Here is a 23676-nt window from a genome sequence, read left to right on the forward strand (position 1 = left end):
CCCATCCGATTTCAGCGCGAAAAATTAGCTGTTCGAAAAAACCGCTGTTTTGATCAAAATCAGGGAGATATTAAAATTTTTGAATCATTTTAAAAAAGACTTCTGCTAAAAACGGCTGTTTTTCGGAAGTTCCTTAGTTCCGTTAACCTCGGGTATAGCGATGCTTTACCCCTGCAGGAAAATAATCCGCATCCGCAAAACCATGTAGGCTGATCTGGGGCAACTGCTTCTCGACTGGCGTGTAATGGGCAAATTCGCTGTTCAGCCGCAGCAGTTGCGTGCGGATGGCAACGGCTATGGTCGGTGCCAGTGCCGGTTCGGGCGCCACTCCTGGCAATAGTTCTACGGCGATATGCAGATACTTATCGCCATCGGCGTTTTCCTGAGTTTGCAGTACGAATTTCCCAGTCACCCAAGCCATGATCTCCGGCTGCTCCAACCCTACCGTGACGTTTTCCGGATAGATATTGGCGCCGTAAAACGACACAGTAAAATCCGCGCGGCCGAACACATACACAAAAGGCAATTGGCGGGCTTGATAACTCGCGTCCAGACCTAAATCCTCGACTGCATGCACACCGTGCTCGCGCAAAAAATCCCAAATTTGCGCATAGCTCAACACCCCACCCTTATCGGCAATGTGATAGCGCAACAACGGTACGCTGTTCTCGCCGGAGACCACCAACGTGCCTTCGTGTACTTCAAAGAAACGGCTATGCGGATCGTATTGCACTAGGGTTGGTAGCCGCGACTCGCCAAACAAGCTTCGAGCCGCTTCCGGCCGTTGCGCCAGCCAGCGGCGAATGGCGATGCTGAGCGGCGTTTCGTTACCCAACACACCACCGTCGGCCGTACCGTATAGCGATGCGGAATCGAAACAAACCGACTTAGAGCCGATACGCTCGGACAGTAAGCTGCGCCATTCTTCGCTGAATACTTCGCCGGCAAACACTAATTTGGGCTTGAATTGCACCCAATCTATGCCTTCGGCGGCGCCAGCATCGATCACGTCTTTGACAAACGGCGGATAACCTAGCAGAACGGTCTGCTCGAAATGCGGCGCCAGTTCGCGCACCACCCGAAAAATCTCGGCTTTATTATTGCCCGGCGTCGCCACCATTAACGGATAGCCTTTACGCGCCAGATGCCAGCAGCAAGACGTGGTAAACAAGCCTCCCACCCAATTGCCCAGCGCAAAACACACCACCGCCAGCGTGCTGCGTTTATCGGCCTGGAAACTGTCCTTGAACACTTGCTCGAACCGCACGGCCACATCCAGTTCATACGCTGCCGAACGCGGCCAAAAGGTCGGCACGCCAGTGGAGCCGGACGACACTGCCACTCTATCCGCACCGCTTAAATTGCCACCGAAACAACGCGCCGGCAAAGGATAGGTTTGCATGTAGTTAACCTTGTTGATTAAGGGCAGATGTTGGAAATCAGAGTAAGTCCTGATCTGCACGGGATCGATTTGCTGAGCTTGTAAAAACTGCCGATAAGCGGGAACCTCTGCCGCACAACGCTGAAATAAAGCCAGCATTTTTTGCTGCGGATCAAGCGCTTGATGTTCGGCAAACAAATTATCCAATGGCGTGGACAGAAAATTTTGAAATGCTGCCGCGGAAGATGTAGTCGGTAAATAGCTCATCGCAAACCACCTGAAAAATGCTGGAAAAGCGCTAAAGGTATATTCTTGGATTGAATGTCTGGTAAAAAGTTAACTCTGCACAGCACCTTGATGATACCGATGCAAGCACTGAGATTAGACACATCATTATCGTACCGCAACGATATGCCGATACCGGAATTAGCTGCCGGCGAAGCTTTGATTGAACTGCGCCTGGCCGGCATCTGCGCTACCGACCTGGAACTGGTGAAAGGCTATGCCGGTTTTTCCGGCATTCTCGGCCACGAATTTGTTGGTAAGGTCATCGCTGTTGCCGATGACAAACACCGAGATTGGCTGAACCGGCGCGTGGTCGGTTCCATCAACATAGGCTGCAGCGTCTGCGAAGTGTGCCGGAGCGACGGTCCCGAGCATTGCCAGCATCGTAAAGTGCTGGGAATACGCGGCAAAGATGGGGTATTTGCCGATTATTTCAGTTTGCCGGTTGTTAACTTGTATCCCTTGCCAGATTCGGTATCTGACCAAGCCGCCGTGTTTACTGAGCCGCTGGCCGCTGCTCTGCGAGTAGTGAAACAAATTGCCGCCCTCCCCCTCACCGACATCGCCGTGGTTGGCCCAGGCAGATTGGGTTTGTTGATCGCCAAAGTGTTAAGTCTGGCCGGCTACCAGGCCACCGCGCTAGGCCGATCAACAAGTTCCTTGGCATTGCCTAAGCAATGGCAACTGGCGACCGGCATGACGACCGAAACTCCAGATAACTCTTTCGACTGCGTTGTAGACGCCAGCGGCCAAGCCACAGGCTTTGCGCAAGCCTTGCGCTTAGTCAAACCGCGCGGCACCTTGGTGTTAAAAAGCACCTTCGCGGCCGGCGCAGCCCTGGATTTAAGCAAAGTGGTGGTTTACGAAATCAATATTATCGGCTCCCGCTGCGGTCCGTTCACAGAGGCACTAACACTGTTGGCCGAAGGCAAACTACCCGTGGCAACGATGATAGACGGCCAATACCCACTGAGCGATGGACTGGCAGCATTCAATCACGCCGCTCAAGCCGGCGTCAGAAAAATTCTGTTACAGCCCGCACTGCATTCAGATTATTAACCCGATCGAACTCGCCAGCACGGCCAGCGAGCACAAGCTGAGAAGGCGTTACGACGCTAGCAGCATATTATCCAAAGTCTTTTTCGCCAACGCCGCCTGCTCGGGAGGCACCGAGACTTGATTGACCACATGCCCGGCCGCCAGATTTTCCAAAACCCAGCATAAATGCTGCGGGTCGGTACGAAACATCGTTGAGCACATGCTTAAAGTGGGCGCCATAAAATGCACGCTTTTACCTTGCGCCTTGCATTCTTGGTTCAGGCGATTGACCAGATTCAGTTCGGTCGCTACCAACCAACGGGTATTGGCTTCGGCTTCGCGGACGATTTTCAAGATCATTTCGGTAGAACCGATGTAATCGGATTTTTCACAGACTTCAAAACAGGCTTCCGGGTGAGATATGACGATGGTTTCCGGGTGTTTTTCCTTGAAGGCATCGATTTGCTCCGGCTGGAAGGCCTGATGCACGGAACAATAACCTTTCCATAGAATAATCTTGGCATCGCGGATTTGCTGTTCGGTCAAACCGCCCTGCGGTTTATTGAAATCCCAGGTCACCATCTGTTCCAACGGGATACCCATCCGATAACCGGTGTTGCGGCCCAAATGCTGATCGGGGAAAAACAAAACTTTTTCGCGTTTGGCAAAGCTCCAGTTCAGAATTTTTTCGGCGTTGGAAGAGGTACAGACAATTCCGTCATGCTGGCCGCAAAACGCTTTTAAATCGGCAGCAGAATTGATGTAAGTCACCGGGGTGACAGTGTTTTCCACATCAATCACTTTCGCCAACTCGTCCCAGCATTGTTGGACTTTGACCTTATTGGCCATGTCGGCCATCGAACAACCGGCCGCCAAATCGGGCAAAATTGCGATTTGCTCCGGCCGCGACAAAATGTCCGCCACTTCCGCCATGAAATGGACGCCGCAAAAGACGATGTATTCGGCTTCGGATTGTGCCGCTTCCCGCGACAATTTCAATGAGTCGCCGAATATATCCGCATGTTTGAATACTTCGTCGCGTTGGTAATGATGGCCCAGAATAATGCAGCGCTTGCCGAGTTTGGCTTTGGCGACTTCTATGCGCGTGGCACATTCGGCATCATCGAGCAGGGCGTAATCATGTATGGGTAAGGCTGCAGTCATTTTTTAACCTGAAAACAAAAAGCGAGAATTTCGAAAACTTAGGCCCGGCATTTTACAGCCGGCTCCATGGGTCATGCCGACAAAGCATGATTCAGTAAAGTGAGGCCAATCCAGCCAAAACCAAGGGTGGTGACGACAAAACTCAAAGCCGAATAAATCCGCCATATCGGCTTGGACCAAAAATCCGGATCGAATGCCGCCACCACAAACACGCCGGGATTGGTCAAACCGCCTATCACGACCAACCAACAAGCGGTGACCGGCAACGGCACTTTTGTACCGTAAAAGCCCAGGCAAAACAGCGCCATCAACGCAAAGTCCACATGCGCCCTGATCAGCGTTTTGTAGTCTTTTAAAAATTCACCGTCGATGCCTTTGACTGGAAACCATCTTGCAAATGTCATCAGCCATGCTGATAACAAAATGGCGAAGATCATCAAAACGGCGCCTATCAATAATATTTCCATGATTTTTTTAGTCTGTGATTGTAAAAATTAGATTGAACTCCGCGCCATTTCATTCACCAGGCCCTTATATATTCAGGTGTCGTCATACCCGCCTGAGCGGGAGCGACGATATTCGCGGGCGGAGAAGCGGGACTCAAGTCGGAAAAGTTGGCGCGCAGCTCAATATAAAGCGTGCTGAAGCAAACTCATAGCGCCAGCACCGCTTTGGTTTTGCACATATTGTAAAACCACCGGCACAAACTGGCTGACCATGGACGGACTCATCCCCAAAGATTGAAACGATCCGGCTAAATTCGCCAAGCTGCCTAACTGGCCTCCCATTAATCCGCCCGCAGCACCCAACAAAGATTGCGAGCCGGAAACGGAAACCTGTTGCGGTACCGAGGACAAATAGCGGTCCATACCCGGCACGGCATTGCTCAATTGCGAGAAGTCACCGGGATTCATGCGTTGCTGCGCCACTGAAAAAATTGAACCCACGCCACCCAGCGCTTGCTGCGGGCTGACTCCCAATTGCCCGACCAATATATCGATTAGCCCTAGTTGGTTGGCCTGTCCCACCGCACCGGCGATAGAACCCGCAGCACCATAGCCGGCCTGTGATCCGCCCAAGGCGAAAGTCTGATCTGAAACCTGCTGTTGAACCGGTGCGCAAGCGCTGATGACCGCGAGAACACTGACTGCTGTAAAACCTTGCAAAACCTTCATTCTGTCGAACTCCTGAAAAACGCCGAAATACCGGACCGAGCCAAATCATGGCCGCCCAAACCGGCACTGTAAATCGAAACCGGCCCAGGATACAACCAGGGCCCTTTTATAAAGCCAATGCGCCGCAGGCGGACAACCGCGGCTTCCTGTCCAAAGACGGAGTGTTATCTGCCGATAACCGAGAAACTCCCCGCAAACATTGTGGGTAAAAATCGGCAATTCGCATGAATTCAGTATAATCCCAGCTTTAGCCACAAGAACAATAAAGGTAAAAATATGCTGAATATTCAAAAGACGCTCGAAGACTACTATCTTCGCTTGCAAGCCCATCCCCAATACCTGCATGTGATGACCTTGCCGCTGATGCAACGCTGGGGGGTATTTATCGGTTTGTTTTTACTCTCCCAGCTTTTGGTATTCGGCAGCCTGTACCTTATTTTTGACAAAGTGGTGGTGATCGGCTTTCTGGCCAGCGTGCTGGCGGGATTGGCGACCGGCATCGGCGCCCTGCCAGCCCTGTTCTTCAAAAACATTTCCGACCGATTGTTCAATAGCCTACTGGGTGCCGCGGCCGGTGTCATGCTGGCGGCCACAGCGTTTTCGCTGCTGGTGCCCGGCTTGGACTATGGCGAGCAAATCTGGCCCGGCAAAGGTTTATGGATCGTGTCTGCCGGCATGCTGATCGGTGCAGTATTTTTGCACTTCGCGGACAGCCGCTTACCCCATTTGCATTTTGACAACGTCAACGACCATTCGCTGGATTCGCTGCAAAAAATCTCATTGTTCATCATCGCCATCACCATTCACAACTTCCCGGAAGGCATGTCAGTCGGCGTCAGCTTTGGCTCCGGTGATATGAAAAATGGCTTGGTATTGTCGATTGCCATTGCCTTGCAAAACTTGCCGGAAGGCCTGGCCGTCGCCCTGCCCCTGGTTGGCTTGGGTTACAACAAATGGAAAGCTGTCGCCATCGCTACGTTGACCGGTTTGGTGGAACCGGTGGGCGGCCTGTTGGGCATTACCATGGTCACCGTGTTTTCGTCGATATTGCCAATTGCGATGGGGTTTGCAGCCGGTGCAATGTTGTTCGTCATCAGCGAAGAAATCATCCCGGAAACGCACTCCAAAGGCCGTTCGCGCATCGCTACGTTTTCATTAATGGCCGGTTTCATCATCATGATGATCCTGGACAAAATACTGACATAACCACCGTTTAACCCAAGCGCCCCGAAAAGGCAGTAGCCGCTTCGGGGCTTTATATCCCGATCAAACTCCTTAGTACCGAATGGAATACCTAACCGCATTCATCACCCAAATAAGTGCTTTAAACTTTACGGAATTGCTGGCGACCGGCGGCACCAGCTTTGCTCTGATAGCCGCCGCAGAAATCGGCGATAAAAGTCAATTGGTATGCATGACCCTGGCCTCCAAGCACAGACCGGCTCCGGTGCTATTAGGAGCGATTGCCGCGTTCGCGCTGCTGAACACTTTGGCGGTGGTTTTTGGTGCGGCGATTGCGACATGGTTACCGGAATATCTGGTCGCGGCCACCGTCGCCCTGCTGTTTGCGGCATTTGGTCTGCATGCTTTGCTCAACCACGACGAAGACGATGACGACGAGGAAATCGTCGAGAAAAGCGGCCACGGCATTTTTTTTACGACCTTTTTATTAATTACCGTCGCCGAATTTGGCGATAAGACTCAATTGGCTGTCGTTGCATTCAGCAGTACGGCCCAACCGATTGCGGTCTGGCTGGGCTCGACGTTGGCGCTGGCATTGACATCCGCACTGGGCGTACTGGCCGGGCGCACCGTGTTGCAAAAAATCCCCCTGTCTTTGCTGCATAAAGCCAGCGGCGTGTTTTTCCTGATTTTATCGGCAATTGCGGCTTATAAAGCCTACGAAAGCTTGCTGACCGCGGGTTTACTGCCGCAACTTTAGCCAAATCCAGACTTGACGCGATTCATGGCATTTCCCAATTACCGCTGGCTAGACGTTGCGGCGATACTCGGCTTGGCGGGGCTTTATTGCCTATTAGCTAAAATTGTACTGTCTTATTTCTCGGAGACCGGCAATATTACCCTGGTGTGGTTTTCCGGCGGATTAGGATTGGCCGCCTTATTGCTGAAAGGCCTTCGCTATTGGCCAGGCATATTTCTGGGCGCGTTCGCCGCCGGTTTGATGGTAGACGACTCGCTCCCTTTGTCCTTTGCTATTGCAACGGGCAACACACTGGAATCGGTGATAGCCGCCTACCTGCTAAAACACCAACAGCGTTTTTCTTTAGACTTAACCGAGCCAGGCCACTTTATCTGGCTAACCCTGACCGGCGCCACTTGCTCGTTGATCAGTGCGGGCATTGGCCCTTTGGCTTTACATCAGGCCGGCTTCATACCACTGGCGACTATGCCGCAAGCGATTTTACATTGGTGGATGGCGGATGCTTTCGGCATTGTCACGGCCACGCCGATATTATTGGTTTGGCGGAATTGGCCAAACCAATGGTTTGCTGAAAAACGCGGCCTGGAAGCCTTGCTGCTGATCATTCTGACCTTGTTCGCCGGCCAAGTAGTATTCCTCGACGCTTTCCAGCCTGTCTTTGGCAAAATCGCCCGCGGCTACTGGATGTTTCTGTTTGCGATTTGGGCCGCACTCCGGTTCAATCGCCATGGCGTGACACTGATTTCCGGCTTGATTACCATCCAAGCTCTATTCGGATCCGCACATCATCTAGGCTTTTTCGGCGACGACTTCGAGAAAAGCGAGTTGCTGAACCTTTGGTTTTATATATTGGTACTGTCCTGGACCGGCACCACTTTGGCGCTTACCCTGCACAAACAGCAACTGATTACCGCAGGACTGACCGATAGCGAAAGACGTTTGAAGGCTATCATCGACTACTCGCCAGTACCCCAGGCCACTTACGACGCCGAAGGCAAGTTCACATTGCTAAATCCGGCTTTCAGCAAAGCTTTCGGTTACACCTTGGAAGACATTAAAACGCTTGACGAATGGTGGCCCAAAGCATACCCGGACCCTGCCTACCGCCGGACCATTTTGGACACATGGCTGGAGTTAACTGATAAAGCCCGTCGCGTACAAAGTTTCGAAACCCTCCAAGCGGAAATTCATTGCAAACACGGCGAGCGGCGCACTGTGCTCGCCGGCTCGGTATCCCTGGGCGAATCGTATGTCGGAGATAATCTGGTCATTTTGTTCGATATTACCGAGCAACTAAAATCCGAAAAAGCGCTGACCGAATCCAATTTACTGTTGCATACCATCCTGGAAACCTTGCCAATCCGCGTATTCTGGAAAGACCTGAATTCTCGCTATTTGGGCTGTAACGCGCTATTTGCCGGCGATGCCGGACAATCCAGCTCCAACGATTTAATCGGCAAGGACGACAGCCAACTGAATTGGCAAGATCAAGCCGCAAGTTACCAAGCGGATGATCGCCAGGTGATAGCATCGGGTGTAGGCAAACTGGCGTATGAAGAACCCCAAACCACACCTGCCGGCAATACCATTTGGCTACGCACCTCGAAAATACCCTTGCGCAATTCCGATCATGCAATGATCGGCATTTTGGGGATCTACGAAGACATTACCGAAAACAAAGTCCGCGAAAACGCTTTAGCCCAATCGGTTTCCTTGCTAAAGGCGACGCTGGAAGCCACGGCCGACGGCATTTTGGTGGTCAGCCTGCAAGGTCAGATCGTCACTTACAATCAGCGTTTTTTTGAACTCTGGCAGTTACCTGATACGGCTGTTGGAGAAGATAAAGACGATATAAAACTTTTGCATTTAGCCGTTAATCAGCTAAAAAATCCCGACGCATTTTTCGACAAAGTTCAGACTCTTTACAATCACCCCGAGGCAGAAAGCTACGATCTGATCGAGTTTACCGATGGCCGGATTTTTGAACGCTATTCCAAGCCACAAAGTATCGCCGACAAAATTGTGGGCCGTGTCTGGAGTTTTCGCGACATCAGTAATCAACATCGTACGGAGCAAGCGCTACAAAAGAAAGAATATTATCAACGCGCATTGCTGGATAACATTCCGCATGCGATTTGGCTAAAAGATACCGACAGTCGCCTGCTGGCGGTGAACCAGGAGTTCGCCAACGTATTTTCCGCTGTCAACCCGGAGGCGCTGGCGGGCAAAAACGATTTCGATATTGCCCCCGCGGAACTAGCCGAAAGCTACGTCGCCGATGACCGGCTCGTGTTGACTTTGAGAGATAAATTGGTTGTCGAAGAAGAAATTGTCGATCGCGGGGTACGCAAATGGTTCGAGACTTATAAAGCGCCGGTGATGGATGAGCAAGGTCAGTTGCTGGGTACGGTTGGTTTTGCCCGCGACATCAGCGAGTTGCGCAAAACCGAAGAAAATCTGAGGCTGGCGGCGCTGGTTTATCACAACAGTAGTGAAGCGATGATAGTGGTGGACAGCGATAACACCATCCTCAGCGTCAACCCCGCCTTTACGACGATGACCGGCTATACCGAGGCAGAAGTTGTCGGTAAAAGTCCGCATGTTCTCAGTTCCGGCGAACATGATGCGGCGTTTTACCGACAACTATGGGCCACGCTGGATACCACCGGGGCTTGGCGCGGAGAAATAAAAAACCGCAGTAAGGACGGCCGCCTGTTCGTCGAAGAGCTGGCCATTAACACCATTTATGATGCGGAAGGCAAGCCGCTACGCCGGGTCGCCCTGTTTTCCGACATTACTCAGCGTAAACAGTCCGAGGAACAAATCTGGCGGCAAGCCAACTTCGATCCGCTCACCGGCCTGCCTAATCGGCGCATGTTCCGCGACCGGCTGGAGCAGGAAATCAAAAAAGCCCACCGCATGGGACAATTGTTTGCGCTGTTGTTTATCGACCTGGACCGCTTCAAGGAAATCAACGATACGCTGGGCCACGATATGGGCGACAACTTACTGAAGGAAACCGCGCGGCGTTTACAGACCTGCGTGCGGGAGTCCGATACCGTAGCGCGCTTGGGGGGCGACGAATTCACGATTATCTTGAGCGAGTTGGACTGCATCGAAGTGTCCGAACCGATAGCTAAAAACCTGCTGCAAAAACTCAGTGCGCCGTTTAGCTTGGACGGCGAAATGGCTTATGTCTCCGCGAGTATCGGCATCACGTTTTATCCAAACGACAGCACCGATTTAAGCCAATTACAAAAAAACGCCGATCAGGCCATGTACGCCGCCAAAAACCAGGGCCGTAACAACTACCGCTTCTTTACCCAAGCCTTACAGGACGCGCTGGAAGCCCGCGCCACGATGCTCGGCGACTTACGTACCGCACTGGCCAACGCGCAATTTTTGCTGTGCTATCAACCTATCGTCGACTTAATGAGCGGCGAAGTGCATAAAGCGGAAGCCTTGCTACGCTGGCATCACCCAAAACGTGGCTTGATTAACCCGGCAGAATTTATACCGCTGGCGGAAGAAACCGGTCTAATCAGAGAAATCGGTGATTGGGTATTCGAAACCGCAGCACGACAAGTACAAACTTGGCGAACCACTATCCATCCGGAATTTCAAATCAGCGTCAACAAATCGCCGGTACAATTTCAAAGCCCCGAGCATGCCCCTGAAGACTGGTTCAACTATTTGAATCGACTGGGATTGTCGGGCCAAAGTATTGTGGTGGAAATCACCGAAGGCTTGCTGTTGGACGCCAATCTTGCTGTACACAATCATTTAATGGCGTTCCGCGATGCCGGCATGCAAGTCGCGATAGATGACTTCGGCACCGGGTATTCCGCGTTGTCCTATCTGAAAAAATTCGACATCGATTATTTGAAAATAGACCAGTCGTTCGTTCGCAATTTAACGGAGGATTCGAACGACTTCGTGCTCTGCGAAGCCATCATCGTGATGGCGCATAAATTGGGCTTGAAAGTCATCGCGGAAGGTGTGGAAACCGAGCAGCAACGGGACTTACTAACCGCTATCGGCTGCGATTACGGTCAGGGCTATCTGTTTGCCAGACCGCTGTCGGCGGCAGCGTTTGAACAACAATTCGGTAAATCAGCATAGCGGATTCTCAGCCGTTCCTCGCCGCCGATGCAGTTATCTTTGTTATCGCACTCGCTACCGCACAGGCGGGAGCCCAGTCAATAAAAACGCTGCTAATCGATAGACCGGCTTATACGGATATGCCGGCCACCGATACATAGGGGGATTAATAATTCAGCATTATTGCAGGCCGCCGCATGCTAAACCGCACTTATCACCACGCCATCTGGCTGCAAGCTCAAGGTCAAATCACCACGCAATAAGCCCTGCAACTCCCTGCCCGCCATGTTGTAACGCCAGCCGTGCAACAACAAGCAATCCTCATCGCCGGACAGTAATTGTTCCAGATCCTTGCGGGTAGCCAAGATGATGGGATTCAGCGAGTTTTCCTCAGCACGGATCCTGACGACCGCGCTGAGTACATCCAGTATCGCTTCATGCTGTTGGGTTTTCTTGCCGGCTTGATCCTTTTCGGCCAAGGGTTTGGGCGGACGTTGTTTGGCGCTGTCAATCAATTCGCAAATCGTTTTGCCGTAACGATTGACGGTGCGGTCGTTAATGTTGCGGATCTTGGCTAAATCGGCCAATGTCACGGGTTGTAATTTGCCCAGTTCCAGCAACAAATCATCCTGCAACAGCCAACTGCGCGGTTTGTTTTCTTGCTGGGCGGTGCGTTCGCGCCATTCGGTTAAACTTTGCATGATGGACAATTGCTTGCCGGTCAGCTTGTTCTTGCCGCGAATTTTCAACCAGGCATTTTCCGGCGACAATTGATACAGCTCCGGATCGTTCAACAAGGCAAAATCACTCTCCAACCAGTTTGCACGCCCCAGTTTAGCCAATTGCTCCAACATGATTTTGTAGATCTTGCACAGGTAAATCACATCGTCGGCGGCATACTGAATTTGATCCTGGCTCAAGGGCCGCTCCGACCAGTCGGTACGGGTATGCGCTTTGCTGAGATTGACGTTCAAAAAGCTGGATACCAGCATCGCATAACCCGGATTTTCCTGAAAACCCAGCAGCGGCGCGGCAATCTGCGTATCGAAAATCGGGCCGGGAATTTTGCCGGTAATCTGGTAAAAAATTTCCAGATCCTGCCGGCAGGAATGCAACACTTTGACAATATTGGGATTGTAAATAGCCTCTAACAACGGTGTTAAATCGGCAATAGCCAAGGGATCGACACAAGCCACCCAACCCGGCGCGGCTATTTGCAGCAAACAAAACTTGGGGTAGTAGGTTTTTTCACGGAGGAATTCGGTATCCAGGGCGATCCATGGCTCCTGGCTGATCAGTTGGCAAAGGCTATCGAGTTGATCCGGGCGGTTGATATATTGAATAGTCATAGTCGCTATGGCAATTAACAGGGCTTGCCGAAAAACGGCGTGACTGCGTATTTTACCCCGTTGGGGCCTTATTGACTGAAATATTCCGGCATTGGCCGCCGCGATGCAAAGCAGGAATTTTTCCTTTTTATTGCCAGCAATGGAACCCCCGCCCCCGCTTGTTTACCATGCCGCTTTTGTTTTGTATTCTCAGGTAAATTTATGAAAAAAGTTGCGCTCGGCGTGCTGCCATTGTTCAGCATGCTGCCCTTAGCCGAAGCCATAGCCGCGGAAGTAGCGACCAATCTGGAGGAAGTGGAAGTTGTGGCGGTAACGCCTTTACAATTCGGCGGCGTCGATATCAATAAAATTCCGGCGAATGTGCAAACAGTATCAGCCGAAAAATTGCAGGAAGCCCAAGCCCTGTCTTTGGCGGACTACATGAACCGCTATCTCGGCAGCGTCAACATCAACGATGCGCAAAACAACCCCTTGCAACCGGATGTGCAATACCGCGGCTTCAGCGCTTCGCCGCTGATGGGCTTGCCGCAAGGCTTGGCCACCTATGTCAACGGCATTCGCTTCAATGAGCCGTTCGGCGACATGATCAACTGGGACTTAATCCCCAATGGCGCCATCGATAATATGAGCCTGCAACCGGCATCAAACCCGGCGTTTGGTTTGAATGCGCTGGGTGGCTCAATCAACATCAACACCAAGACCGGTTTCTCGGCACCCGGCCACAGTTTCGAAGCTCAAGGCGGCTCTTGGGACCGCCATTCCGAAGAGCTCACCAGCGGTTGGAACAACGGCACCTGGGGCTATTTCCTGGATGCCAAGTATTTCAACGAGAAAGGCTGGCGCGCTCACTCCCCGAGCGAAGCCAAGCAAGGTTTCGGCACTTTGAGTTGGCGCGGCGTTAAATCCGGCCTGGATTTTAGCATCGCCGGCAGTGACAACACCTTGCGCGGCAACGGCGCCCTTCCTCAGGAAATGCTGGCATTCGGCCGCGACCAGGTATTTACGCATCCCGACATCACCCGCAACCGGATGATGCTGGTGTCGCTGGCCGGTGATACCTGGCTGAACGACCACAATCAATTATCCGGCACGATGTATTACCGCCGGAATAAGATCGGCACCTATAATGGCGATGGCAGCGAGTTTGGCGCCTGCTTGGACGAGGGTGGCGGTGAAAATGCCTTTTTGTGTCAAGAAACCGATGGCGAACTGGCAGACGAAGGACTTTTCGATTTAGCAGGCAATAACATAGACGCCTCACCTGTGGTCGAGGGCGGCACCATCAACACCTCCAGCACGCTACAGCAATCGTTCGGCTTTGCCTTGCAAAACGCATTCGACCAGAAAATATTCGGCCGCAACAACCACCTAGTGGGCGGGGCTAGTTTCGACCACGGCAACGCCCGCTATCATGCCGACACCCAGCTTGGTTCGTTAACCGCTGACCGTGGGGTTTCCGGGGGCGGGGTATTGCTGCAAGATGCCCATGTCCGCCTGACTACCGAGACCGATCACTACGGCGTGTTTTTAACCGACACCTATTCATTGACCGACAAACTGGATCTAACCGTCTCCGGCCGTTACAACCAATCCCATATTAAACTTCGCGACCATGTCGGCGACGACCTGAACGGCTCGCACTCATTCGACCGCTTCAATCCGGCGGCGGGTCTGACCTACGCGTTTATGCCGGAATTGACCTTTTTCGGCAACTACAGCGAATCCTCGCGGGTGCCGACACCGATGGAGCTAAGCTGCGCCAACCCGGACGATCCTTGCCGTTTGCCGAACGCCTTCGTATCCGATCCGCCTCTCAAGCAAGTAGTCGCCAATACCTTCGAAACCGGTGTGCGCGGCCGCTTGAAAAACTTGCTGCCGGGCTACATGGATTGGAATTTGGCTTTATTCCGCACCATCAACAATAACGACATCATCTTCAAGAGTACCGGCGGTGTCGGCAGCAACGTCGGCTATTTCGACAACGTCGGCTCGACCCTGCGCCAGGGCGTGGAAGCAGGACTATCCGGCAATTTTTACGAGCGCTGGCGCTGGTCAACCCATTACACCTATATCGATGCCAGCTTCGAAACGCCGTTTCTGGGCAGCAGCCCCAACAATCCGCTGGCGGATGGAGACGGCAATATCCATGTAAAGGCCGGCGACAAGTTACCCGGCATTCCCGCACATCAGTTCAAGTTCAGCACCGACTTCGACATTGTCTCTGCCTGGACTCTCGGAATGGATATGAACTACAACAGTTCACAATATCTGCGCGGCGACGAAGCCAATTTGACGGCTAAGCTCCCTGGATTCGTCGTATTTAATTTGCGTAGCGAATACCGCTTCAACAAAAACGTCGCGCTGTTCGGTAAAGTGAGCAACTTGTTCGACCGTCAATATGCCAATTTCGGCACCTGGGGCAATACTGGGGATGTACTCGACGGCGTAGGATTGCCAGGCGACCAACAAAGCCGCTTCGTGGGCGTGGGCGCGCCGCGTGCCGCTTGGATAGGCATTCGCCTGACGATGTAGGCCAAACTTGGGCGCAGGAAAACGGCTGAAATTAGCCGTTTTCCTCGTCTAGCTGGTTGTTACGGATTTGTCTGTATTTATTCGGCTTGATGCGTTTAATATTGAGGCGATGCGGTCCTATTGAAGCTTCCGTCAATAACTGAAAAATATCCGCCGGCATGCCGTCCGGTAATTCCACCAAGGTGTGCGTATCGCGAATATCGATCCTGCCGATGCGCTTTTTATCTACACCGGACTCTTCGACCAATACCGCCTGAATATCGTCGCGGCTGACTTGGTGCTGGCTACCGACGGCCAGGCGATAACGCACCATTTTGCCGTTTGCATGCGGACCGCGACTGAGAGGCTGCGGTAGAGGGACCAACAATTTGGGTTGTTGGGTATGTGCGGGATACAGGTTTGGTTGGCTTAGGTAAACCAAGGCCGCGGCACAAGTCAATAGATCGATATCCAATTCGGCCGCGGTACGCTGAATCAACTCCCGTTGCTGGGTCAAGTCTTCTTCGGTGACTATGCGCTGCAAGCGCCTTTTAAACTTATCTTCCTTACGACTTTCGACAGAGAAAGCGTTCATAGTACCTTACAGTCTATCCAGATCGATTTCCACGAAAGCCTCGTCGCGCAAGCGCCGCAACCATAATTCGGTTTCTTCCTCGATTTTACGCTTGCGGATTTCCTCGCGGATCTTGTCTTTTTTGAATTGCTCGCTGTTGTCCTGATTTTCGCGACCTAACACCTGGATCATATGCCAACCGAACTGGGTTTGCACCGGCTGGCTAATCTCGTTAATCGCCAACTTGTTCATCGCTTCCTCGAAAGGCGGCACTAAGGCGCCAGGACCGACCCAATCCAGCGAACCGCCATTAATCGCCGACCCTTTGTCGTCGGAATGCGCGCGCGCCAAATTGGCAAAATCGTCACCGTCATTAATCCGTTCTCTCAGCGCTATCAAACGCTTCTGCGCTTCGGCGTCGTCTACCAATTCATTGGTCTTGATCAGAATGTGCCTGACCTTGGTTTTGGTAACGATATGCTGCCCTGCACCCTCGGTTTCCAACATTTTGATGATATGAAAGCCGCTAGGACTGCGGATAGCTTCAGAGACATCGCCTTGGTTCATCGTCGTCACCACGTCCGTAAACAGGGATGGTATCTGGCCGATGCTGCGCCAACCCAAATCGCCGCCCTTCAAGGCGTTATCGTCGTCAGAGACACTGACCGCGACTTGTTTGAAATCTTTGCCGCCGCGTAAATCGGCGATAACTTGATCAGCCTTATCCTTCGCTTTTTGAATCGCGGTAGCCGAAGCCGCTTCCGACACCGCGATCAGAATATGCCCCAAATGATACTGGGAATTGCTCTGGCCGGCTTTGCTCTGCGTTTCCATATAATGCAACACTTCAGCATCGGTGACCTTGACCCGCGAACCGATTTCCCGACCGCGCAGCTGATTGATGATAATTTCGTTGCGCAGATTATCCTCGAAAGCTTTGTAGTCCATGCCTTGCTTGGCCAACTCGTTACGAAAACTTTCAACCGACAAGCCGTTCCGGCTGGCTATATCGGCGACCGAAGCGCTGAGCATTTCATCGCTGACCTGTACACCCGATTTAGCCGCCAGTTGCCGTTGCAACTTGTCGACTACCATGCGTTCCAACACCTGTTTCCGCAACACATATTCGGGCGGCATCGTCACGTTGTTACTTCGCAATTTACTGACGATGGCCCCGACCTCGTTATTCAGTTCGCGATCCAGAATCACATCCTCTTCCACCACCGCCACTATCCGGTCCAATACCTGAGCCTGACCCGGAGCCATGTAAGCACCCAGGAGCAAACAGAAAATCACTAACCATTTTTTTATCATGCGTTGCTTACTCAAAATAGCTGGCTTTGCGATAGCCTTTCAGGTTGGTTTGCAGGAAGGTATCGACATTGTCACCGAAGCTCGACAGACCTTTCAGTTCCAACTGTACGAAAAACGCCGTTTCCGGCTTCGTGCTCGGATCGATAAAGGTAACAGTACCGGTGTTCGCACCATTGATAAAGCGCCTACCGAGGATGCGGAAGCGCCAACAACAGTTTTCCTTTTCCACACCAATGAAACTTTCCGTGGTTTTGTCGAAATTCAAAGAATATTGCCAACGTCCGAAGCCATACCATTCGCCAAACAAAGGTAAGCGGAACGATACATCGGTTTGCGAGATAGTTTGTAAACTATCCAGAGGATTACGGCGATAGCGATACCCTAGATTAAGTATCTCGTTTGGCTGCCTGCGATACGTTAATGCAACTTGGCCTCTGGCAAAACCATTAGCTTCAGGATCCCATTGCGTTCCGGTCATATATGACAAGTTACGGCTGAATTGCCCACTGAGCTCTCCGATCAGGTTGGACGTACTGCTTGTTTGGGGGGCTGTAAACGGACGCACGGTTGGGTTATTTTTATCATACAAATCCACTGTTCGATCCTGGAAATAGAGGATCTGACCAATACTCAACTTCAATGGTTCTAAGCCAGTATTTGAATCGATGAACCTCGATGTCGCAGCTAAAGTAACCTGGTTCGCGTCCTGAACTCTATCGCCGCCGGCGAAGCGATTTTCCCTAAACAAGCTGTAAAAATTAGTATCGTACAAAGCAGTATCGAAAACGGGAATGTTGCTCTGATCTTTACGAGGGATGTACAAATAAAATAATCTAGGTTCCAAGGTATTCAGATATGGAGAACCGGACAAATTCAATTCTTTTTCGAATGTCATGCCGCTATCCAGCGAAAAAATTGGTAATGCACGGCTTATTGTAGATGGCAATCCCGCCTGAGTCTGACTACTTAACTGGTATTGAGTGTACTGACCAGTAATTTTAGGTATGACAAATCCAGCACTACTTTCCAATGGCAAACTAATCGATGGTGCAATATTGAAGCGCTGACCGTTTACCAAATCGGTGTGGTAGAAATGAGTAAACTCGTTATTCATCGCCAGCGTAACCGGCAAGCCTTCGAACGCACGCGCCACGTTGAAATTGACGCGAGGCAGCATATCGTAGGGCATTGCGGCATCGGGAATGGTTTTATCCACCGATTGGTAATGGTATGCACCAACCGACAGGCCCACTCCGGTGCCGGCAACCGCGCCGCCGTAACTCAGCAACGCGGTACTGGGCAAATAGCTGGTATTTTGGAAGCCCAAGGCATTGTTCAAGTCGTTGAAATAGGTTTTATCGGACACATAGTTCAAATCCAACAAGGAATTTAAACCGGGTAGCAAACTGGTTTGGTCTTTCCAGCTTGCCGAGTAACGGGCCTTGTTGACCAATTGATCGTTGGGCATATATTCCGCAGAAAACGTGCCTCTGGACATATCGGTCAGGTAGCGGAATTTATTACGTAATTGCTCGCCACGCTTGGTCATGTAACGCGGCGTGACGATATCGTCGAAGTTGGGGGCGATATTCCAATAAAACGGCACGGAAAAGTCGAAACCGTTCCGCTGTGTGTTACCCCAGGTGGGCGCTAACAGGCCCGACAGACGGCGATTGTCGGTAGGGAAGGAAATATACGGCGTGTACAGCACCGGTACGCCTTTAAATTCCAGCCAAGCGTTTTTCGCTGAGCCTTGTCCGCTGTCCCGGTTAATTTTCATCCGCGACGCATGCACAATCCAGTCCTGGTTGCCCGGCGCACAACTGGTAAATGCGGCGTCGTTGTAACGCGACAAACCTTTGCTCTCGCGATAAACCACCTCGGCATTACCGCGAAACGGCGCCTCCGCGACGATAAATTGCGCCTTCCGCAAGCGCGCTTCGTCTTTACCCAGGCTCAAGGAGGCGGTCTCGCTGGAGAACGCCATTTGGTCTTCGCTGTATAACACGCTACCTTGCGCGTCCAAGGTCTCGGCAACCGTATCGTAACTGGCCTTGTCGGCAATCAAGTGCTGATCGGCGCGCACCATATCGACATTGCCGGCAAAATTAAGCACTTCGCCATCGAACACTTCCGAAAAGTCGGCATTGATGTCGGTGGTCGCCGCATCGCGAACCTCGGCGGAGGTGGCTCTGATTTTGCGCTTTTTAGCGCCCCACACTTCACAGCTTTGCCAAGGATCTTTATCAAACTCGGCCCGCAAGGTTTGAAAATCCCGCTCTTGTTTGCGATCAAAGGTAGGCGTAAACAAATACGAACCGGACTCTTCAGTGCCGCCGCCATCTGCTACGACATGGGCCTCGCCTTTCGGATCGGCACCCACCAGATTACAGTTCCAACCGCTCTTATCATCACCGGTTTTGCAAGTCCAACCCGGCACTTTGCCGGTGTTGGCATTGGCTGTCTCGGTCTTGGGCTCGACTTTTTCCAGCACCGGCTTTTGATTTTCAGTGACTTTAACCCGCAACTTTTGTGGCTCGGCAACGGCTTTTTCCACCGCCTTTTCGACCACCTTAACTTTTTCCGGCTCCGGTTCCGGTTTGGCCGCCTGCTGAACGGGTGCGGGCACAACCGGAGTGGGCGGCTGAGCGACGGTTTCCGGCTGTGCGGGCTTGGTTTGGGGCGGTGGGGTAGTTTTAATCACTTGCGGCTGAGCAGTTGGCTCGTTGCCAGCAGGTGTTTGATTTAGACAAGTCCATTCGCCATTTTTGGTTTGCTCACAATTCCACGCCCCATTATTGGCAGCAGAGGCGACGCCCGTAAAAAACAATAATGCTGAAGAAATTGTATAAAACCGATAATTCATGTTTTGGCGAATGCAGCTAAATTGACTTAGCGGAATGGAAATCGAATAAAATGCTTCTCATCATTTTACCTTAGGTTGACCCGCAATTAATAAAAATGTACGTTTCCAGCTCAGACCGCCGCTTGGCGGAGCTTGTCGATTGGCTCAATAACGACGTCGCACTTGATATACAACAAATCACCCCGGCTTCCAGCGACGCCAGCTTCAGGCGATATTTCCGAGTTGAGCACCGGGACGGCTGCCACATTGCCATGGACGCACCGCCGGACAAGGAAAATACCGAACCGTTCGTACGCGTCGCCGGATTGCTGAAACCAAGCGATATTCATGTCCCGAATATCTATCAACAGAATAGCCGACAAGGTTTTCTGTTGCTGGAAGACTTTGGCTCCACAAGCTTTCTCGACCGCTTACAAACCGGCGATGCCGAAGTGTTGTATCGGCAAGCCATGGACAGCTTGTTCAAATTGCAAACCGGCGTAAATCCGCTCGATTGCGGCTTGCCGGCTTACGATAAGGCCTTGCTACTCCGAGAACTCGGTATTTTTTACGAATGGTTTTTGGAAAAACTATTGGGCATTACGATTCACGATACGCTCGCTACATCTCTCAACACTATGTTGATCGATTCGGCGCTTGAACAGCCGCAAGTCTGCGTGCACCGCGACTTCCACTCGCGCAACCTGATGGTGTTGAAACACAACTCGCCGGGTGTTATCGACTTCCAAGACGCCGTCGTCGGTCCTATCAGCTATGATTTGGTGTCGCTGCTGCGCGACTGTTACATCGCTTGGCCCGAACAGCAAGTCATCAGCTGGGCCCAGCAATATCATCAACGTTTGTTGGCAGCCGGACTGCTGAAAGCCGATTTCAATCGGTTCAAACGCTGGTTCGATCTGATGGGCATGCAGCGCCACCTGAAAGCAGTCGGCATTTTCGCCAGACTGCATCTGCGCGATGGAAAATCCGATTATTTGGCCGACATTCCGCGCACCCTGGCTTATATCGCCAGGGTTTGCGAGCTCTATCCCGAGTTAACCGACATGCAGCAGTTTCTGCAAGAACAGGTGCTGCCACGTACCGGAGCATCTGCATGAAGGCAATGATTTTGGCGGCCGGGCGCGGCGAAAGAATGCGGCCCTTGACCGACCACACTCCCAAACCTTTACTGAAAGCAGCCGGCAAGGCGCTGATCGAATACACGCTGGAAAACCTGGCAGCCGCCGGCTTTACCGAAATCGTCATCAACATCGCCCATCTAGGCGGGCAGATTAAAGACTATTGCGGAGATGGTAAGCGCTGGAATGTCTCGATTGAGTATTCTGATGAAGTCGAAACCGCACTGGAAACCGCCGGCGGCATCGCCAAGGCCCTGCCTCTGCTGGGCAATAAGCCGTTCCTGGTACTTAACGCCGACATTATTTGCGATTATCCGCTGGCCAACTTGCGGACCAGAGCCATCGATCTGGCTCATCTGGTGATGATTAATAATCCGCCACATCATCCGGAAGGCGATTTTTCGCTGAATGCCGACAGTGTTTTGTCGGAACAAGGCGTGAACAAACTAACCTTCAGCGGTATCGGCGTTTATCATCCCAAGCTGTTTGCCAACATCCCCATTGCCCCGTTAAAACTAAGACCGGTGTTAAACCGAGCCATGCAACAGCAGCGGATTAGCGGGGAGAAGTTTTCCGGCTTGTGGATGGACATAGGCACACCGGAACGCTTGGCTGAATTGGGTAAACAACATGCTCGCGACAGGAGCAAACATACCGAGGATGCCGCTAACTAGAATGGCTTGACGACGGCCAGCAAGACTATGGCGACTAAGAACAATACCGGAATCTCGTTGATCCAGCGGAAATACACATGCGAATGCCGGTTGCGATCATGCTTGAAATCCAATAACCACTTGCCGCAAAACAAATGGTAACCCACTAGCAAGCCCAATAACCCCAACTTTAGATGCAACCAACCACTTCCGGAATATAGCATCCAGGCGTAATCGCCCAACATCCACACGCCAAAGATAAAGGTACAAATCATGCCCGGTGTCATGATGCCAAAGTACAACTTGCGCTCCATTACTTTGAAGCGCTCATTGCTGATACTGTCATCGCTCATGGCGTGATAAACAAATAACCTGGGCAAATAAAACAAGCCGGCAAACCACGTCACCATAAAAATCAAATGTAAGGCTTTTAACCAGAGCATGAGGTTCCCGAGGCTGACTAACGTAAAATTTCGGTGGTCACCGGCGCGGGCATGCCCGGTAACGCGGTGGGAGGCGCGACAATCAGCACCCGATTACTGTTTTGTTGCGTTTGTCTTTCCAGGGCTGCCGCTTGGCGTTGTTCCGCTTCAACTTGCTGCTGTTGCGCAATCGCGCTTTGCTTTAGGGCATTTGTCGATTCGGTTTGGTTTTTCAGCATCGCATCCCGTCTTTCAGCTTCCAGTTTGGCGGCTTTGGCAGCTTCCTGTTCGTTTTGCAAGGCTTCCAGCTTGGCTTTGGCCGCTGCCTCTTGTGCTTCATTGGCTTGAATATCCAACTGCACGGTTTTATCGCTGGTTTGGCAAGATTTGGCCTGATAAACGGTTTTGCCGTCCTTGCCGATACATTTAAACACTTCCGCGCTTGCCGAGTGATAACTCAGAACCATCGTCAGCAAAATTAACACCCTCATCGCACACCTCGCCAAAACGCCATTTGCTCGGGCCATAGTTTAGGGTAAAAATTCAGTCTGTTTTCAATAGTTAGGAAAAACCCTTGCACCAAAATAGCTTATGTAGTTTTCCGGGTAGTCAAATCGATTAGGTCCCCAGATCTTGCTCGGTCATTTCCGCCAACGCATCACGATGTTCGCGGCGAATTAACATTAGGTTTCTGGCATATACGAAAGTACCGGGTAATTGACCCAAGATAATCACTGGATCCACACGGTGAATACCGTAAGCCAACACGATGACACCACCCGACAAACTGAAATACCAAAAACTCACCGGAATCATGCTCTTCTGATGCCGCTCGCTGTGTATCCATTGCACGATAAAACGCATCATGAACAAAGTCTGCCCCACCAAACCGATGCTGAGCCAAATGATGTCATTCGAATCCATGACGGACAAGTGGTGCTGCCATTTATCCGCCAAATGCGTAAAAAAATAAACGATACCATTATCCATGTTAACGACTCCTAAAATACGGCGGAACAAATGGGTTGAATCCAGCGACTAGTCAGGCTGAATCTCGCTAACAATCGGCAGGCTATGGCGTTTTTTCAACCAAACCACACCCAGCAAGTCGACGATGCCAACCAGCGCCCGATCCAAGGTTCCGTATTTCGACGTGCCGAAATTTCTCGGCCTATGATTCACTTTTACGGAAATGACATTTCCGCCCGCCATCCGGATTAACGCCGGCAAGAAACGGTGAATATGATCAAAATACGGTAAGGCCAAAAACTTATCGCGCAAGAATAACTTCAAGCCGCAACCGGTATCCGGCGTGGCGTCATGCAAAATTGACTGCCGCACCGCATTGGCAAATTTGGAGGAAAACTTGCGCCAACCGGTATCGTTACGCTTATGCCGAAAGCCGGCCAGCATCCATAATTGGCTGTCGTTTTGTTCGCGCCAGGCCGCGACCAGATTGGGTATATCGGCCGGATCGTTCTGGCCGTCGCCGTCCAAGGTGGCAATCCATGGGTAGCGCGCCGCGGACACACCGGTGTGCACTGCACGGCTTTGTCCGCAACTGCGTTGATGTGTCAGCACCCGCAGAGTCGGATATTGCTGCATCGCACCTTGCAGTTTGACGCCGGTGTCATCGGTACTGCCGTCGTCCACAAAAATCATTTCATAGGTTTCCCCATTGCCCAGCGCGCGATGGATTTCCTCGATCAGCAATTCGACATTGTCCGTTTCATTGTGAACGGGGACTACTACAGAAATCTTCATATCTTGGTAAAAGTTGAAA

General features: G+C 51.7%; 19 protein-coding genes. 7 read left to right on the forward strand and 12 right to left on the reverse strand.

Annotated features, from left to right (window positions below; translation table 11 throughout):
- Nucleotides 1–142: 142 nt before the first annotated feature.
- Entirely contained in the window at nt 143–1648 is a 1506-nt protein-coding gene (locus EBB_RS24720) for a phenylacetate--CoA ligase family protein (protein ID WP_192396286.1), read from the reverse strand.
- 99 nt (nt 1649–1747) lie between these two features.
- Here EBB_RS24720 and EBB_RS24725 point away from each other — a divergent pair, with 99 nt between their 5' ends.
- Entirely contained in the window at nt 1748–2725 is a 978-nt protein-coding gene (locus EBB_RS24725; protein WP_225587747.1) for an MDR/zinc-dependent alcohol dehydrogenase-like family protein, read from the forward strand.
- A 48-nt stretch (nt 2726–2773) separates the two neighbouring features.
- Here the strand turns inward: EBB_RS24725 and nadA are convergent, their stop codons facing one another.
- The 3 genes from nadA to EBB_RS24740 all read right to left on the reverse strand — a co-directional run bounded on the left by nadA (nt 2774) and on the right by EBB_RS24740 (nt 5043).
- Nucleotides 2774–3868, reverse strand: coding sequence for a quinolinate synthase NadA (gene nadA, locus EBB_RS24730; protein WP_192396288.1), 1095 nt, complete (start codon nt 3866–3868; stop codon nt 2774–2776).
- Between the two features lie 71 nt (nt 3869–3939).
- Complete coding sequence (locus tag EBB_RS24735; protein ID WP_192396289.1) at nt 3940–4335, reverse strand: hypothetical protein; 396 nt, start codon at nt 4333–4335, stop codon at nt 3940–3942.
- 159 nt (nt 4336–4494) lie between these two features.
- Nucleotides 4495–5043 carry a DUF2780 domain-containing protein gene (locus EBB_RS24740; protein ID WP_192396290.1) on the reverse strand — a complete coding sequence of 183 codons (549 nt, stop codon included), beginning with the start codon at nt 5041–5043 and terminating at the stop codon, nt 4495–4497.
- Between the two features lie 276 nt (nt 5044–5319).
- Between EBB_RS24740 and EBB_RS24745 the strand changes: the two genes are divergently transcribed.
- The 3 genes from EBB_RS24745 to EBB_RS24755 all read left to right on the forward strand — a co-directional run bounded on the left by EBB_RS24745 (nt 5320) and on the right by EBB_RS24755 (nt 11107).
- On the forward strand, nt 5320–6249 hold the full coding sequence (locus EBB_RS24745; RefSeq protein ID WP_192396291.1) for a ZIP family metal transporter: 930 nt from the start codon (nt 5320–5322) through the stop codon (nt 6247–6249).
- Between the two features lie 79 nt (nt 6250–6328).
- A complete protein-coding gene (locus EBB_RS24750; RefSeq protein ID WP_192396292.1) occupies nt 6329–6985 on the forward strand; it encodes a TMEM165/GDT1 family protein in 657 nt (218 codons plus the stop codon).
- A 24-nt stretch (nt 6986–7009) separates the two neighbouring features.
- Nucleotides 7010–11107, forward strand: a complete 4098-nt coding sequence (locus EBB_RS24755; protein WP_192396293.1) for an EAL domain-containing protein — start codon at nt 7010–7012, stop codon at nt 11105–11107.
- Between the two features lie 179 nt (nt 11108–11286).
- On the opposite strand, the gene rnd is transcribed toward EBB_RS24755, so the two are convergent.
- Nucleotides 11287–12435 carry a ribonuclease D gene (rnd, locus tag EBB_RS24760; protein ID WP_192396294.1) on the reverse strand — a complete coding sequence of 383 codons (1149 nt, stop codon included), beginning with the start codon at nt 12433–12435 and terminating at the stop codon, nt 11287–11289.
- A 201-nt stretch (nt 12436–12636) separates the two neighbouring features.
- On the opposite strand from rnd, the gene EBB_RS24765 reads away from it, so the two are divergent.
- On the forward strand, nt 12637–14967 hold the full coding sequence (locus tag EBB_RS24765; RefSeq protein ID WP_192396295.1) for a TonB-dependent receptor: 2331 nt from the start codon (nt 12637–12639) through the stop codon (nt 14965–14967).
- 31 nt (nt 14968–14998) lie between these two features.
- Here the strand turns inward: EBB_RS24765 and EBB_RS24770 are convergent, their stop codons facing one another.
- From EBB_RS24770 to EBB_RS24780, 3 genes are read right to left on the reverse strand one after another with little or no spacing between them, the layout of a single operon-like run.
- Nucleotides 14999–15541 carry a DbpA RNA binding domain-containing protein gene (locus EBB_RS24770; protein WP_192396296.1) on the reverse strand — a complete coding sequence of 181 codons (543 nt, stop codon included), beginning with the start codon at nt 15539–15541 and terminating at the stop codon, nt 14999–15001.
- A gap of 6 nt (nt 15542–15547) precedes the next feature.
- A complete protein-coding gene (locus tag EBB_RS24775; protein WP_192396297.1) occupies nt 15548–16834 on the reverse strand; it encodes a peptidylprolyl isomerase in 1287 nt (428 codons plus the stop codon).
- A gap of 7 nt (nt 16835–16841) precedes the next feature.
- Complete coding sequence (locus EBB_RS24780; protein ID WP_229427640.1) at nt 16842–19538, reverse strand: LPS assembly protein LptD; 2697 nt, start codon at nt 19536–19538, stop codon at nt 16842–16844.
- A gap of 257 nt (nt 19539–19795) precedes the next feature.
- On the opposite strand from EBB_RS24780, the gene EBB_RS24785 reads away from it, so the two are divergent.
- Together EBB_RS24785 and murU are read left to right on the forward strand one after the other, a co-directional pair.
- Entirely contained in the window at nt 19796–20797 is a 1002-nt protein-coding gene (locus EBB_RS24785) for an aminoglycoside phosphotransferase family protein (protein WP_192396299.1), read from the forward strand.
- Nucleotides 20794–21492, forward strand: a complete 699-nt coding sequence (gene murU, locus EBB_RS24790; protein ID WP_192396300.1) for an N-acetylmuramate alpha-1-phosphate uridylyltransferase MurU — start codon at nt 20794–20796, stop codon at nt 21490–21492. Before EBB_RS24785 ends, murU begins: the two co-directional genes overlap by 4 nt.
- On the opposite strand, the gene hemJ is transcribed toward murU, so the two are convergent.
- From hemJ to EBB_RS24810, 4 genes are all read right to left on the reverse strand, one after another.
- Entirely contained in the window at nt 21489–21914 is a 426-nt protein-coding gene (gene hemJ, locus EBB_RS24795; RefSeq protein ID WP_192396301.1) for a protoporphyrinogen oxidase HemJ, read from the reverse strand. The two genes, murU and hemJ, sit on opposite strands and share 4 nt — an antisense overlap.
- A 17-nt stretch (nt 21915–21931) precedes the next feature.
- A complete protein-coding gene (locus EBB_RS24800; RefSeq protein ID WP_192396302.1) occupies nt 21932–22384 on the reverse strand; it encodes a DUF4124 domain-containing protein in 453 nt (150 codons plus the stop codon).
- A gap of 127 nt (nt 22385–22511) precedes the next feature.
- Nucleotides 22512–22883 carry a lipid-A-disaccharide synthase N-terminal domain-containing protein gene (locus EBB_RS24805; RefSeq protein WP_192396303.1) on the reverse strand — a complete coding sequence of 124 codons (372 nt, stop codon included), beginning with the start codon at nt 22881–22883 and terminating at the stop codon, nt 22512–22514.
- 48 nt (nt 22884–22931) lie between these two features.
- Complete coding sequence (locus tag EBB_RS24810) at nt 22932–23657, reverse strand: glycosyltransferase family 2 protein (protein WP_192396304.1); 726 nt, start codon at nt 23655–23657, stop codon at nt 22932–22934.
- Nucleotides 23658–23676: the final 19 nt, after the last annotated feature.

The sequence above is a fragment of the Methylomonas fluvii genome (assembly GCF_014850975.1).
Lineage (GTDB): Bacteria > Pseudomonadota > Gammaproteobacteria > Methylococcales > Methylomonadaceae > Methylomonas > Methylomonas fluvii.

Excerpts from the sequence above, each read along its gene's own strand:
- EBB_RS24720 (WP_192396286.1), bottom strand. The coding sequence starts at position 1,648 with ATGAGCTATTTACCGACTACATCTTCCGCGGCAGCATTTCAAAATTTT.
- EBB_RS24725 (WP_225587747.1), top strand. The coding sequence starts at position 1,748 with ATGCAAGCACTGAGATTAGACACATCATTATCGTACCGCAACGATATG.
- nadA (WP_192396288.1), bottom strand. The coding sequence starts at position 3,868 with ATGACTGCAGCCTTACCCATACATGATTACGCCCTGCTCGATGATGCC.
- EBB_RS24735 (WP_192396289.1), bottom strand. The coding sequence starts at position 4,335 with ATGGAAATATTATTGATAGGCGCCGTTTTGATGATCTTCGCCATTTTG.
- EBB_RS24740 (WP_192396290.1), bottom strand. The coding sequence starts at position 5,043 with ATGAAGGTTTTGCAAGGTTTTACAGCAGTCAGTGTTCTCGCGGTCATC.
- EBB_RS24745 (WP_192396291.1), top strand. The coding sequence starts at position 5,320 with ATGCTGAATATTCAAAAGACGCTCGAAGACTACTATCTTCGCTTGCAA.
- EBB_RS24750 (WP_192396292.1), top strand. The coding sequence starts at position 6,329 with ATGGAATACCTAACCGCATTCATCACCCAAATAAGTGCTTTAAACTTT.
- EBB_RS24755 (WP_192396293.1), top strand. The coding sequence starts at position 7,010 with ATGGCATTTCCCAATTACCGCTGGCTAGACGTTGCGGCGATACTCGGC.
- rnd (WP_192396294.1), bottom strand. The coding sequence starts at position 12,435 with ATGACTATTCAATATATCAACCGCCCGGATCAACTCGATAGCCTTTGC.
- EBB_RS24765 (WP_192396295.1), top strand. The coding sequence starts at position 12,637 with ATGAAAAAAGTTGCGCTCGGCGTGCTGCCATTGTTCAGCATGCTGCCC.
- EBB_RS24770 (WP_192396296.1), bottom strand. The coding sequence starts at position 15,541 with ATGAACGCTTTCTCTGTCGAAAGTCGTAAGGAAGATAAGTTTAAAAGG.
- EBB_RS24775 (WP_192396297.1), bottom strand. The coding sequence starts at position 16,834 with ATGATAAAAAAATGGTTAGTGATTTTCTGTTTGCTCCTGGGTGCTTAC.
- EBB_RS24785 (WP_192396299.1), top strand. The coding sequence starts at position 19,796 with ATGTACGTTTCCAGCTCAGACCGCCGCTTGGCGGAGCTTGTCGATTGG.
- murU (WP_192396300.1), top strand. The coding sequence starts at position 20,794 with ATGAAGGCAATGATTTTGGCGGCCGGGCGCGGCGAAAGAATGCGGCCC.
- hemJ (WP_192396301.1), bottom strand. The coding sequence starts at position 21,914 with ATGCTCTGGTTAAAAGCCTTACATTTGATTTTTATGGTGACGTGGTTT.
- EBB_RS24800 (WP_192396302.1), bottom strand. The coding sequence starts at position 22,384 with ATGAGGGTGTTAATTTTGCTGACGATGGTTCTGAGTTATCACTCGGCA.
- EBB_RS24805 (WP_192396303.1), bottom strand. The coding sequence starts at position 22,883 with ATGGATAATGGTATCGTTTATTTTTTTACGCATTTGGCGGATAAATGG.
- EBB_RS24810 (WP_192396304.1), bottom strand. The coding sequence starts at position 23,657 with ATGAAGATTTCTGTAGTAGTCCCCGTTCACAATGAAACGGACAATGTC.